Genomic DNA, 13018 nt, shown 5'->3' on the forward strand with positions numbered 1-13018 from the left:
CCGTGCACGCATGTTAAGGGTAGGAAAAAAAGAGAATGGCGAAGAGAGATTATTACGAGGTTTTAGGCGTCAAAAAGGACGCCGATGAACGTGAAATCAAAAAGGCCTATAAACGCCTGGCGGTAAAGTATCATCCGGATCGTAATCAGGACGAGAACGATACCGGCGAAAATTTCAAAGAAGTTAAGGAAGCTTACGAAATTCTGACCGACCCACAAAAGCGCGCAGCTTATGATCAATATGGTCATGCAGCCTTTGAACAAGGTGGTATGGGCGGTGGCGGTTTTGGTGGCGGTGGTGCAGACTTTAGCGACATTTTTGGTGATGTTTTCGGTGATATCTTTGGTGGTGGCCGTCGTCAACGAGCCTCCCGTGGTTCAGATCTGCGCTACAACATGGATCTGACACTGGAAGAAGCTGTCCGGGGTGTGACCAAAGAAATCCGTATTCCGACGCTAAATGAGTGTGATGTTTGCCACGGTAGCGGTGCTAAGCCAGGCAGTTCTCCGGTGACTTGTTCGACTTGCCGTGGGGCAGGTCAGGTACATATGCGCCAAGGGTTCTTCACCGTACAGCAGGCGTGTCCGACTTGTCATGGCAGCGGTCAAATTATTAAAGACCCGTGCAATAAATGTCATGGACATGGTCGTGTTGAGAAATCAAAAACGCTGTCGGTTAAGATCCCGGCGGGCGTGGATACCGGTGACCGCATTCGTTTAAGCGGTGAAGGTGAAGCCGGTGAACACGGCGCACCAGCGGGTGATTTGTACGTTCAGGTTCAGGTCAAAGCGCACCCAATCTTCGAGCGCGAAGGCAATAACCTCTATTGCGAAGTTCCAATTAACTTTGCAATGGCAGCCTTGGGCGGCGAGATTGAAGTTCCGACGTTGGATGGCCGAGTTAAGCTGAAAGTACCTGCGGAAACGCAAACGGGCAAACTGTTCCGTATGCGTGGCAAAGGGGTTAAATCTGTTCGCGGTGGTAGTCAAGGCGACTTGCTGTGCCGTGTTGTGGTTGAGACTCCGGTCCATCTGAACGAAAAACAGAAACAACTGTTGCGTGAACTGGAAGAAAGCTTTGTTGGTGCCGCGGGCGAGAAAAACAGCCCACGTTCTAAAAGCTTTTTAGATGGCGTTAAGAAATTCTTTGATGACCTGACCCGCTAGTTGCGATTTAGCTGCTAACAAGCTAATAAAGCAGATGAAAATTAAAATCCTCGATAACCATCGGGGATTTTTTTCATCGTCATCGCGAAATATCTGTGACGTACATCAGTAATGGATCGGTTTTATCGAGCATTCAATGCTATAAAAACGACTTTTTTCGAATTGAGGATTATCCTAAAATTTATGAATTGATTTGCCGAGCACCAGCTCACTGTCCGATGTAAGGAGTCATTCATTGTGACAAACATAATTCGTCAATTTTTACGCCAAGAGGCTGCAGGCGGCTTAATTTTAATTTTTGCCGCGCTTGTGGCCTTATTTATGGCTAACAGCCCACTCCAAGGGCTGTATCTATCATTTCTTGATGTGCCGGTATCAGTAAAGATAGCGTCGCTGGATATTAGTAAGCCGCTGCTGTTATGGGTTAACGATGGCTTAATGGCCGTGTTCTTCCTGGTTGTCGGGCTGGAAGTGAAGCGCGAACTGATGGAAGGGTCATTGGCAGGGCGCGATAAAGCTGTGTTCCCGGCTATTGCAGCATTGGGTGGTATGTTGGCTCCCGCCCTGATTTACTTACTGTTTAATGGGGCGGATGATGTCACCCGCCAAGGTTGGGCAATTCCAGCCGCTACTGATATTGCTTTTGCATTGGGTGTCATGGCATTGCTGGGGAACCGAGTTCCAACCAGCTTGAAGGTCTTTTTACTGGCATTAGCCATTATTGATGACTTGGGTGTCATAATTATCATTGCATTGTTCTATACCCATGAAGTTTCAGTGCCAGCCTTGGGGGTTGCCGCCGCGGCTATTGCGCTATTGGGCTATATGAACTGGCGGGGTGTCGGAAAAACATCAGCCTATTTACTGGTGGGATTAGTTCTGTGGGTCTGTATTCTTAAATCTGGCGTGCACGCGACGTTAGCCGGGGTGATTGTGGGCTTTATGATCCCACTGCACACTAAAGATAAGCGCTCACCTTCAGAATCGCTGGAGCATGGCTTGCACCCGTGGGTGGCTTATTTGATTTTACCGTTATTCGCTTTTGCCAATGCAGGCGTTTCATTGCAAGGTGTCTCTCTCTCAGGATTGACATCGCTACTGCCTCTTGGGATTGCAAGCGGTCTGTTTATTGGTAAGCCGCTGGGGATTTTCTTATTTAGTTGGCTAGCGGTTAAGTTAGGGATTGCTAAACTGCCAGATGCGATAAACTTTAAGCAGATTTTTGCCGTATCAGTGCTATGCGGTATCGGCTTCACCATGTCGATATTTATCGCGTCACTGGCCTTTGAAGGCGGCGATATTGCCCTGACGACCTATTCTAAACTGGGTATATTGCTAGGTTCGACCTCCGCAGCAGTTGTGGGCTATTGTTTATTACGGTTAGCCTTGCCTGCAAACAGAAAAGCGGCTCACTAATTCAGAACTAAATGGCCAGTGCTGCAGGTTGCGGCACTGGCGTTTTACTTGATGGATTTCCTGGCTTTCATTTTGTGAAGTCTCGGAACAGGGAATGTTTAGTCGTGCATGGAGCCCTCTATTCGGCTCGGCGATATGTTAAGGAGATAACAACATGCGAATGTCACATATCAATTTTAATCATCTGTATTATTTCTGGCAGGTCTGTAAGGAAGGCTCAGTCGTTGGCGCTGCTGAAGCTTTATTTCTAACGCCACAGACCATTACCGGGCAAATTAAAGCCTTGGAAGAACGTATGGGCGGCAAATTATTCAAACGCCAAGGGCGAGGGCTGGTGCCATCAGAGCTGGGTCAGCTGGTTTTTCGCTATGCCGATAAAATGTTTATGCTCAGCCATGAAATGCTGGATATCGTTAATTATCGTAAAGAAGCTAATTTGCTCTTTGATGTCGGTGTTGCTGATGCATTATCCAAGCGGCTGGTTAGCCAAGTATTAGAGACTGCCGTGGCAGATCATGAAAAAATTCATCTGCGCTGTTTTGAATCGACCCATGAAATGTTATTGGAGCAATTGAGCCAGCATAAACTGGATATGATTTTGTCTGACTGTCCCGTCGATTCCAGCCAACAAGAAGGGTTATTCTCGGTGAAACTTGGGGAGTGCAGTGTCAGTTTTTACTGTCGTCAGCCCATTCCGGAGTTGCCGTTCCCGGCTTGTTTACAGCAAAAGCGTTTGTTGATCCCTGGTCGCCGTTCCATGCTGGGGCGTAAATTACTGAACTGGATTAACAGCAAAGGGCTCAAAGTAGAGATTCTGGGGGAGTTTGATGACGCGGCATTGATGAATGCCTTTGCTCTCTATAACAATGCTATTTTTGTTGCGCCGACAATATATGCAGCTGATACCTATGCTAAAGATGACAAAATTGTAGAAATTGGTCGCTTAGATAATGTACAGGAAGAGTATTACGTTATTTTTGCTGAGCGTATGATCCAGCATCCGGCGGTACAGCGGGTATGTAACAAAGATTTTTCTGCACTCTTTAGTGGCTAAAATTAGTGGCTAAAATTTGCAGATTAAAAAGAGTCTGTGGGTTTGAAGAATGCATAAAAAAACCGGCCTAGGCCGGTCTTTTTACTAAGCAGTCGACGTAATGCAATTACTGCATTGCGTTGATTTGCGCTACTAAGTTTGACTTATGGCGCGCTGCTTTGTTTTTGTGGATCAGACCTTTACAGGACTGACGATCCACGATTGGTTGCATTTCATTAAATGCTTTTTGCGCTGCGTCTTTATCGCCAGCTGCAATTGCCGCATAAACCTTCTTAATGAAGGTACGCACCATTGAGCGACGGCTAGCGTTATGCTTGCGGCGTTTCTCAGACTGTACGGCGCGTTTCTTAGCTGATTTGATATTAGCCAAGGTCCAACTCCCAAATATATTCTATTGAGGACGATTCAAAGGCCGAGGAATATGCCCTTTTCGCCTTCGATTGTCAATGGATTTGTGCAAATAAGCGCCGTTTGTACGGGCGGCACTTGCTACGTTGTGATGGAGCGGGATTTTACCAGCTTCGCGCTGTGGAATACAGTCTTTCGAAAGAAAATTCCACAGTTCACTGCCTCGAAAGGATTCGACAGTGATTCTTGCAGACAGTGATTCTTGCAAAAACCTCAACCAGCTTCTGTATTCAACGGCGAACGTATTCTACAGGATAAAGTCAGTAAAAGGGATTTTACCTGCAGATTATTGGCAAAATGGCATGACTTTCGGTTAAAGGTGCCAATCGCGGGTTAACCTTAACCGCTGTACAAGGTATAATCCGGCGATTTCCACTGTTTTGAGCCAGCTATGGAGCTAATTCGCGGTATACATAATATCCGGGCACGCCACCATGGTTGCGTGCTAACTATCGGTAACTTTGATGGTGTCCATCGCGGACATCAGGCCTTATTGGAGCAGCTAAAGCGCGAAGGTCGGCGCTTGGGGCTGCCCGTAATGGTAATGATATTTGAACCGCAACCATTGGAATTGTTTGCAGCAGATAAAGCACCAGCACGGCTGACGCGCTTGCGTGATAAAGCCAAATATCTGGCCGAGGCCGGTGTTGACTATTTATTGTGCGTTAAGTTTGATCCGCGTTTTGCTGCTAATACTGCGCAAGCTTTTGTTGCTCAGTTGCTGGTAGAGAAGTTGGGTGTTAAGTTTTTAACCGTTGGTGATGATTTCCGCTTTGGCGCAGGGCGTCAGGGGGATTTTCAGCTATTACAGCAAGCCGGGGCTGAGTTTGGTTTTGATGTGATCAGCACCGACAGCTTTTGTGATGCTGGGCTGCGTATCAGCAGCACCGCGATTCGTCAGGCACTTAATGACGACGACTTGGTGTTGGCCGAGACACTGCTAGGCCACCCATACAGTATTTCTGGTCGCGTGGTTCACGGTGACGAACTGGGGCGCACAATAGGCTTCCCAACGGCGAATTTGCCGTTAAAACGTTTAGTTGCTCCGGTAAAAGGAGTGTATGCGGTTGATGTTTATGGCTTGGGTCCAAAGCCATTGCCCGGTGTTGCCAATATTGGCACTCGGCCTACCGTTGCTGGCATTCGCCAGCAGCTAGAGGTTCATCTGCTTGATGTAACTATGGATCTTTATGGGCGCCATATCGATGTGGTGCTCCGCGCGAAACTGCGCAACGAACAGCGTTTTGCTTCGCTCGATGCGTTGAAGCAGCAAATCGCCAATGATGTGGTGACGGCCCGAACATTTTTCGGGCTAAAGACACCGGTTTAATATTTCTAGCCGAAACGGAACCGAGAATCTAATGAGTGACTACAAGAATACCCTGAATTTGCCTGAAACAGGGTTCCCGATGCGCGGCGATCTGGCTAAGCGTGAACCTGACATGCTGAAACGTTGGTATGAGCAGGATCTGTACGGGATTATTCGTACGGCCAAGAAGGGTAAAAAGACCTTTATTTTGCACGATGGCCCTCCATATGCGAACGGCAACATTCACATTGGTCACTCTGTTAACAAAATTCTCAAAGATATTATTATTAAATCGAAAGGAATGGCTGGCTACGACTCACCTTATATTCCAGGTTGGGACTGCCACGGTCTGCCGATCGAGTTAAAAGTTGAACAGTTAATTGGTAAGCCGGGCGAGAAGGTCAGTGCCGCGGAGTTCCGTGCTGCCTGCCGTAAATACGCGGCTGAACAAGTTGAAGGCCAGAAAGCCGACTTTATCCGTCTGGGCGTGCTGGGCGATTGGGACCATCCTTACCTGACGATGGATTTCAAGACCGAAGCCAATATCATTCGTGCATTAAGCAAAATCATTGATAACGGGCACTTGCACAAAGGCGCGAAGCCAGTGCATTGGTGCACCGACTGCGGTTCGTCACTGGCTGAAGCTGAAGTCGAATATTACGATAAAACATCGCCATCCATTGATGTGCGTTTCAACGCCGTCGATGCCGCCGCGGTGAGCGCAAAATTTGGCGTAACTCAGGTCAATGGCCCGATCTCGCTGGTTATCTGGACTACCACCCCGTGGACTTTACCTGCTAACCGCGCGATTTCACTGAATGCTGAATATGTTTATCAGTTGGTACAGGTTGAAGCTGAATGCCTGATTTTAGCCGCTGATTTGGTTGAAAGTGTCATGAAGCGCGTGGGTATCACCCAGTGGACGGTATTGGGCGAATGTAAAGGTGCAGATCTTGAACTGCTGCGCTTTGCTCATCCGTTTATGGGCTTTGATGTCCCGGCGATTTTAGGTGACCACGTGACTCTGGATGCCGGTACCGGCGCTGTTCATACCGCACCAGGCCACGGCCCGGATGACTTTGTTATCGGCCAGAAATACGGTTTGGAAGTTGCCAATCCGGTGGGGCCGAACGGCTGCTATCTGGCGGGGACTTATCCAACGCTAGACGGCCTGTTTGTGTTTAAAGCCAACGATGTGATTGTGGAGCTGTTGCGTGAAAAAGGCGCATTGCTGAAAGTAGAAAAACTGGTCCACAGCTACCCGTGCTGCTGGCGTCACAAAACGCCAATCATCTTCCGTGCTACCCCGCAATGGTTCATCAGCATGGATCAAAAAGGTCTGCGTAAGCAGTCTTTGGAAGAGATTAAAGGCGTGCAGTGGATCCCTGATTGGGGCCAGGCGCGTATCGAAACCATGGTGGCAAACCGCCCAGATTGGTGTATCTCGCGTCAGCGCACTTGGGGCGTGCCTATGTCTCTGTTTGTCCATAAAGAGACCGAAGTGCTTCACCCACGTAGCACTGAGCTGATGGAAGAAGTCGCCAAGCGCGTAGAGCAAGATGGTATTCAGGCGTGGTGGGATCTGGATCCTGCTGAAATCTTGGGTGCTGATGCTGCAGATTATGTCAAAGTTCCCGACACTCTGGACGTCTGGTTTGACTCCGGCTCAACCCACTCTTCAGTGGTTGATGTGCGCCCAGAGTTTAATGGCCATAGCCCAGATATGTATCTGGAAGGCTCTGACCAACACCGCGGCTGGTTTATGTCGTCATTGATGATTGCGACCGCGATGAAAGGCAAAGCGCCATATCGCCAGGTGCTGACTCATGGTTTCACTGTTGATGGTCAAGGGCGCAAAATGTCCAAATCCATCGGCAACACCATCAGCCCGCAAGACGTCATGAACAAACTGGGTGGCGACATCCTGCGTTTATGGGTGGCATCAACGGATTACACCGGTGAAATCGCTGTTTCTGATGAAATTTTGAAACGTTCCGCTGATTCATATCGTCGTATCCGTAACACCGCGCGCTTCTTGCTGGCAAACCTTAATGGTTTCGATCCCGCACAGCATCAGGTGAAACCGGAAGATATGGTGGTGGTTGACCGTTGGGCTGTTGGCCGCGCACAGGCCGCTCAAGCCGAAATTATGGCCGCGTATGAAAGTTACGATTTCCACTTGGTGGTACAGCGTTTGATGCAGTTCTGCTCGGTTGAGATGGGTTCTTTCTATCTCGATATCATTAAAGACCGTCAGTACACGGCAAAAGGCGACAGTGTTGCCCGCCGTAGCTGTCAGACTGCGCTGTTCCATATCGCAGAAGCATTGGTTCGCTGGATGGCACCTATCATGTCCTTCACAGCAGATGAAATCTGGAATCAATTACCGGGTCAACGTCCGCAGTATGTCTTCACTGAAGAGTGGTATGAAGGGCTGTTCGGGTTGGCAGGTGACGAAAGTATGAACGATACTTTCTGGGCTGAGCTGTTGAAAGTCCGTGGCGAAGTCAACAAAGTGCTGGAACAGGCTCGTAGCGACAAGCGTATCGGGGGTTCTCTGGAAGCAGCCGTAACCTTGTATGCCACGCCAGAACTGGCTGAGCGCTTGAACAGCTTGCAAGATGAGCTGCGTTTCGTGCTGTTGACCTCCGGTGCGAAAGTTGCCGATTATGCCGATGCAGGTGATGATGCGCAGCAGAGCGAACTGATTGCTGGGCTGAAGATTACCTTTAATAAAGCTGATGGTGAGAAGTGCCCACGTTGCTGGCATTACACTCAAGATATCGGTTTGGTAGCGGAACATGCTGAGCTGTGCGGCCGCTGTGTCACTAACGTCGCCGGAGACGGTGAAGAGCGTAAGTACGCCTAATGAGTAAACCTATTTGTTCGACCGGATTGCGCTGGTTATGGCTGGCAGTACTGGTGGTGATTTTGGATCTCGGTAGCAAACAGTGGGTCATGACCCACTTTGCTCTGTATGAATCTGTGCCACTGATTCCTTTTTTCAACCTGACCTATGCCCAGAATTTTGGTGCAGCATTTAGCTTCCTTGCGGATAAAAGTGGTTGGCAGCGTTGGTTCTTTGCGGGGATAGCTATCGGTATTTCAGTCATATTGATGGTGCTGATGTATCGCTCTACCGCCAAACAACGTCTGCTTAATTGCGCTTATGCTCTGATTATCGGTGGGGCATTGGGTAACTTGTTTGATCGTATGGTGCATGGCGCAGTAATTGATTTTATCGATTTCCACGTCAACAACTGGCATTTCCCCACCTTTAACATCGCCGATACAGCCATCTGTATCGGGGCTGCGTTGGTGATATTTGAAGGCTTCTTAAGCCCAGCTGAAAAAACGGCAATGAATAAAGGTGAGTGAGATGTCCGAGCATGTACAAGGCAATCAAGTACAAGAGAACAGCGCTGTATTGGTGCATTTCACACTGAAGCTGGAAGATGGCTCAACGGCAGAATCAACCCATATTCACGGGAAACCTGCACTGTTCCGCTTAGGTGATAATAGCCTTTCTGATGAGCTGGAACAGCAGTTGATTGGTTTGAAAGCTGGCGATAAGCACGCTTTTACCTTGCAACCTGAAGATGCCTTTGGTTTGGAAAGTCCTGATTTGATTCAGTACTTCACTCAGCGCGACTTTGCACAAACCGGTGTGCCGGATGCAGGGACCATCATGCTGTTTACTTCTCGTGATGGCAGTGAAATGCCAGGGGTAGTGCGCGAAGTGGCTGAAGAGTCTATCACTGTTGATTTTAATCACCCGTTGGCCGGGCATGTCGTCAGCTTTGAAATTGAAGTGCTGGAGATTGACCCCCAACAGGAGGCTGTCCATGCAGATATTGCTGGCTAATCCACGCGGCTTTTGTGCCGGAGTTGATCGGGCTATCAGTATTGTTGAGCGCGCGATCGAAATGTATGGCGCGCCAATTTATGTACGTCATGAAGTGGTGCACAACCGCTATGTGGTTGATAGCCTGCGTGAGCGTGGCGCTATCTTTATCGAGGATATCTCTGAGGTGCCAGATGGCTCCATTCTGATTTTCTCGGCCCATGGCGTGTCGCAGGCGGTTCGAGCAGAAGCCCGTGCGCGTGAACTCACCATGTTATTTGATGCCACCTGTCCATTGGTGACCAAAGTTCATATGGAAGTTGCGCGCGCCAGCCGCAAAGGGAAAGAAGCTATTCTGATTGGCCATGCCGGCCATCCAGAAGTAGAAGGCACCATGGGGCAATACAGCAACCCGAAAGGGGGAATGTATCTGGTTGAATCTCCAGATGATGTTTGGAAACTGAATGTTAAAGACGAGAACAATCTCTGCTTTATGACCCAGACGACATTATCCGTTGATGATACCGCTGCTGTTATTGATGCCTTGCACCAGCGTTTTCCGAAGATTATCGGTCCGCGTAAAGACGATATCTGCTACGCCACAACCAACCGGCAGGAAGCGGTACGGAATTTGGCGAATGATGCAGATGTGGTCTTAGTGGTTGGCTCGAAAAACTCGTCTAATTCTAATAGGTTGGCCGAATTAGCACAGCGAATGGGTAAATCGGCTTATCTGATTGATTCTGCGGATGATATCCAAGAGTCATGGCTACAGAATGCAGCATGTATTGGCGTTACTGCTGGTGCATCTGCTCCTGATATCTTGGTACAACAGGTAATAGCGCGCTTGCAAGGCTTTGGGGCTGGCGGGTCTGTTGAACTACGTGGCCGTGAAGAAAATATCGTCTTCGAAGTCCCCAAAGAATTACGTGTTGAGGTTAAGCAGATCGACTGATCTGGCATTTATTCTCTCAGGCATGAATTCAATACTTATCAAGCAGCCCGCAGTGGCTGCTTTTTTATGCTTAAAGATACTGTTTTCTCGTTATAACTTGTCTAGCCTTTGGGTGGCGTATGACGAAGGATAGAACATTATAACTGCATGAATATGCGCAATAAGCACAATCTGCCATATAGACGGCTATGGCACTACATTTAAGGTGAATAAGGTATTTAGTTGTCGATGAAATCCACTGGAACGCGAGTTACTGAATGTAATGTAAGAAATTAAGTGGTTTCACTGATAAAAGCGGGCGTATATCATTTTTTTCTAATACAGATTAAATAGGCTGGCAGAGTCTATAGCGGGCAGCTAATCTGAACCCTTGTCAGGGCAGATGACACAATATTGGGAGAACTAATGACTGATTCAACAATTCGTATCGCCGTGGTTGGCGCAGGTGGTCGTATGGGGCGACAGCTTATCCAGGCCATTACGCAAACTGAAGGTGTTGTGCTGGGGGCTGCCGTTGAACGTGTAGGCTCCACATTAGTAGGCAGCGATGCGGGTGAGCTGGCGGGTACCGGTTTACTGAATATCCAGGTAAATGATGATTTATCGAAAGTAACTGATCATTTTGATGTGTTGATCGACTTTACTCGCCCTGAGGGCACGCTGGAACATTTAGCTATTTGCCGCAAGCAGGGTAAGGCCATGGTGATTGGTACCACTGGTTTTGATGATGCGGGCAAAGCGGCCATCAGTGCTGCGGCATCTGACATTAGTATTGTTTTCGCGGCGAACTTTAGTGTTGGTGTGAATGTGGTGCTCAAGCTGCTGGAGAAAGCGGCCAAAGTGATGGGCGACTACACTGATATTGAGATTATTGAAGCTCACCATCGTCATAAAGTTGATGCGCCATCGGGTACCGCACTGGCAATGGGAGAGGCTATTGCTGATGCGTTAGGGCGGTCACTGAAAGATTGTGCGGTTTATAGCCGGGAAGGCCATACCGGGGAACGTAAGCCCGGCACTATCGGTTTTGCGACGGTGCGAGCTGGCGATATCGTCGGGGAGCATACGGCAATGTTTGCTGATATCGGTGAGCGGGTTGAAATCACCCATAAAGCCACCAGTCGTATGACTTTTGCTAATGGTGCAGTTAAGTCGGCTATTTGGGTCTCTAAGCGTGATAATGGTCTGTTTGATATGCGAGATGTACTGAATTTGAACGAACTTTAAAGGTGTAAAGCACAGCCAGTGATGTGGTTGTTTTTATCATAATGGTTTGATAACAGGACAATATTTTATTGTCCTTTTTTATTTTTATGTAAAAATTGACGTTTTGTATAGATTTTGCGTTTATGGCTGTATTTATGTGTATTTAACCTCGGTTTTATCTCATTTACTCTCTTGGCTAAGCAATTTTTCCCATTTATCCCTCTCTATAATGATATTTTCCAGTCACTCACCCTCGCAACCGTTTACTATGTTAAGTTAGCTTGTGTTTTTGCCGCTATAATTGGCTCATTTTAACGAAAACCGCAAAAAACAGAGAAAAAATGGTGCTTTGGCTAGACAAGAGCGTCACTCATCATTAAAATGCGCCCAATTTGCCAAAAATTAGCTTTGAGGGCGGTTTTTGCATTGATTTAGATCGCTAGATATGAATTAATATGCAAATAATGTGACTGTTTATTCCTTGGAGGATGTTTTGATTAAGTCAGCGCTATTGGTTCTCGAAGACGGAACCCAATTTCACGGTCGGGCCATCGGGGCAGAGGGTACGGCAGTGGGGGAAGTGGTCTTCAATACGTCGATGACCGGTTATCAAGAAATCCTCACTGATCCTTCCTACTCCCGCCAGATCGTCACTCTTACTTATCCTCATATCGGCAATGTCGGCACCAATGCTTCCGATGAAGAATCCTCCGCAGTACACGCCCAAGGTCTTGTCATTCGCGACCTGCCATTGATTGCCAGCAACTACCGTAATGAAGAAGGCTTATCTGAATATCTCAAACGCCACAACATTGTTGCGATTGCGGATATTGATACCCGTAAGCTGACCAGGTTGCTGCGCGAGAAAGGCGCTCAAAACGGCTGCATTATTGTGGGTGACTTATCTGATGCCGCTTTGGCACTGGAAAAAGCCAAAGCATTCCCCGGCTTGAAGGGGATGGATCTGGCGAAAGAAGTGACCACTAAAGAAGTTTATAGCTGGCTGCAAGGCAGTTGGACTCTGGAAGGTGACTTACCTGCGGCGCAGCAGCCGGAAGAATTACCCTTCCATGTCGTGGCATACGACTACGGTGTAAAACGCAATATTCTGCGCATGCTGGTGGATCGCGGCTGCCGTTTGACAGTGGTTCCAGCACAGACACCTGCTGAAGACGTTCTGAAGCTAAATCCAGATGGTATTTTCTTGTCAAACGGTCCAGGGGACCCGGAGCCATGCGATTATGCTATCACGGCGATTAAACGTTTCTTGGAAACGGATATCCCGGTGTTTGGTATTTGCTTAGGCCATCAGTTGCTGGCTCTGGCGAGTGGCGCGAAAACAGTAAAAATGAAATTCGGTCACCACGGTGGCAACCACCCAGTGAAGGATTTGGATGCAAACTGTGTGATGATCACTGCACAGAACCACGGTTTCGCGGTTGATGAAACCACATTGCCATCCAACCTGCGCACTACGCACGTTTCTCTATTCGATGGTTCCCTGCAAGGGATTCACCGCACTGATAAAGCAGCTTTCAGCTTCCAGGGACACCCTGAAGCCAGCCCTGGGCCGCACGATGCCGCTCCGCTGTTTAATCACTTTATCGAACTGATTGAAGCCTATCGCGCATCATCAGCAAGCACTAATAGCAAGTAATCA

At 48.2% G+C, this 13018-nt stretch carries 11 protein-coding genes; 10 read left to right on the forward strand and 1 reads right to left on the reverse strand.

Annotated elements, in window-relative coordinates; all coding sequences use genetic code 11:
- The first annotated feature begins 35 nt into the window (after positions 1 to 35).
- From dnaJ to nhaR, 3 genes are all read left to right on the forward strand, one after another.
- Positions 36 to 1166 (forward strand): molecular chaperone DnaJ, encoded by a 1131-nt coding sequence (gene dnaJ / locus N0H69_RS03335; RefSeq protein WP_004706078.1) that lies wholly within the window; start codon positions 36 to 38, stop codon positions 1164 to 1166.
- A gap of 237 nt (positions 1167 to 1403) precedes the next feature.
- The gene (gene nhaA / locus N0H69_RS03340) at positions 1404 to 2582 is read left to right on the forward strand and encodes a Na+/H+ antiporter NhaA (RefSeq protein ID WP_050106600.1); all 1179 of its coding nucleotides are present in this window, start codon (positions 1404 to 1406) and stop codon (positions 2580 to 2582) included.
- 154 nt (positions 2583 to 2736) lie between these two features.
- Positions 2737 to 3636, forward strand: coding sequence for a transcriptional activator NhaR (nhaR, locus tag N0H69_RS03345; RefSeq protein WP_050106599.1), 900 nt, complete (start codon positions 2737 to 2739; stop codon positions 3634 to 3636).
- A 106-nt stretch (positions 3637 to 3742) separates the two neighbouring features.
- Here the strand turns inward: nhaR and rpsT are convergent, their stop codons facing one another.
- Positions 3743 to 4006 carry a 30S ribosomal protein S20 gene (gene rpsT / locus N0H69_RS03350; RefSeq protein WP_002220715.1) on the reverse strand — a complete coding sequence of 88 codons (264 nt, stop codon included), beginning with the start codon at positions 4004 to 4006 and terminating at the stop codon, positions 3743 to 3745.
- 429 nt (positions 4007 to 4435) lie between these two features.
- Between rpsT and ribF the strand changes: the two genes are divergently transcribed.
- From ribF to carA, 7 genes are all read left to right on the forward strand, one after another.
- The gene (gene ribF / locus N0H69_RS03355) at positions 4436 to 5374 is read left to right on the forward strand and encodes a bifunctional riboflavin kinase/FAD synthetase (protein WP_050106598.1); all 939 of its coding nucleotides are present in this window, start codon (positions 4436 to 4438) and stop codon (positions 5372 to 5374) included.
- 31 nt (positions 5375 to 5405) lie between these two features.
- On the forward strand, positions 5406 to 8222 hold the full coding sequence (gene ileS / locus N0H69_RS03360) for an isoleucine--tRNA ligase (protein WP_050106597.1): 2817 nt from the start codon (positions 5406 to 5408) through the stop codon (positions 8220 to 8222).
- Complete coding sequence (lspA, locus tag N0H69_RS03365) at positions 8222 to 8731, forward strand: signal peptidase II (RefSeq protein WP_050101737.1); 510 nt, start codon at positions 8222 to 8224, stop codon at positions 8729 to 8731. Before ileS ends, lspA begins: the two co-directional genes overlap by 1 nt.
- A 1-nt stretch (position 8732) precedes the next feature.
- A complete protein-coding gene (gene fkpB / locus N0H69_RS03370; RefSeq protein ID WP_050106596.1) occupies positions 8733 to 9218 on the forward strand; it encodes an FKBP-type peptidyl-prolyl cis-trans isomerase in 486 nt (161 codons plus the stop codon).
- Positions 9199 to 10152: a 4-hydroxy-3-methylbut-2-enyl diphosphate reductase gene (gene ispH / locus N0H69_RS03375; protein WP_050145566.1), complete on the forward strand. Its 954-nt coding sequence runs from the start codon at positions 9199 to 9201 to the stop codon at positions 10150 to 10152. The genes fkpB and ispH overlap by 20 nt, the downstream gene beginning before the upstream one ends.
- 405 nt (positions 10153 to 10557) lie before the next feature.
- On the forward strand, positions 10558 to 11379 hold the full coding sequence (dapB, locus tag N0H69_RS03380; RefSeq protein ID WP_050145568.1) for a 4-hydroxy-tetrahydrodipicolinate reductase: 822 nt from the start codon (positions 10558 to 10560) through the stop codon (positions 11377 to 11379).
- A 472-nt stretch (positions 11380 to 11851) separates the two neighbouring features.
- Positions 11852 to 13015, forward strand: coding sequence for a glutamine-hydrolyzing carbamoyl-phosphate synthase small subunit (carA, locus tag N0H69_RS03385; protein WP_050106593.1), 1164 nt, complete (start codon positions 11852 to 11854; stop codon positions 13013 to 13015).
- The last annotated feature ends 3 nt before the right edge of the window (positions 13016 to 13018 follow it).

The organism is Yersinia alsatica, from assembly GCF_025133195.1.
GTDB classification, from domain to species: domain Bacteria; phylum Pseudomonadota; class Gammaproteobacteria; order Enterobacterales; family Enterobacteriaceae; genus Yersinia; species Yersinia alsatica.

Excerpts from the sequence above, each read along its gene's own strand:
- nhaR (WP_050106599.1), top strand. The coding sequence starts at position 2,737 with ATGCGAATGTCACATATCAATTTTAATCATCTGTATTATTTCTGGCAG.
- ribF (WP_050106598.1), top strand. The coding sequence starts at position 4,436 with ATGGAGCTAATTCGCGGTATACATAATATCCGGGCACGCCACCATGGT.
- ileS (WP_050106597.1), top strand. The coding sequence starts at position 5,406 with ATGAGTGACTACAAGAATACCCTGAATTTGCCTGAAACAGGGTTCCCG.
- dapB (WP_050145568.1), top strand. The coding sequence starts at position 10,558 with ATGACTGATTCAACAATTCGTATCGCCGTGGTTGGCGCAGGTGGTCGT.
- dnaJ (WP_004706078.1), top strand. The coding sequence starts at position 36 with ATGGCGAAGAGAGATTATTACGAGGTTTTAGGCGTCAAAAAGGACGCC.
- fkpB (WP_050106596.1), top strand. The coding sequence starts at position 8,733 with ATGTCCGAGCATGTACAAGGCAATCAAGTACAAGAGAACAGCGCTGTA.
- ispH (WP_050145566.1), top strand. The coding sequence starts at position 9,199 with ATGCAGATATTGCTGGCTAATCCACGCGGCTTTTGTGCCGGAGTTGAT.
- lspA (WP_050101737.1), top strand. The coding sequence starts at position 8,222 with ATGAGTAAACCTATTTGTTCGACCGGATTGCGCTGGTTATGGCTGGCA.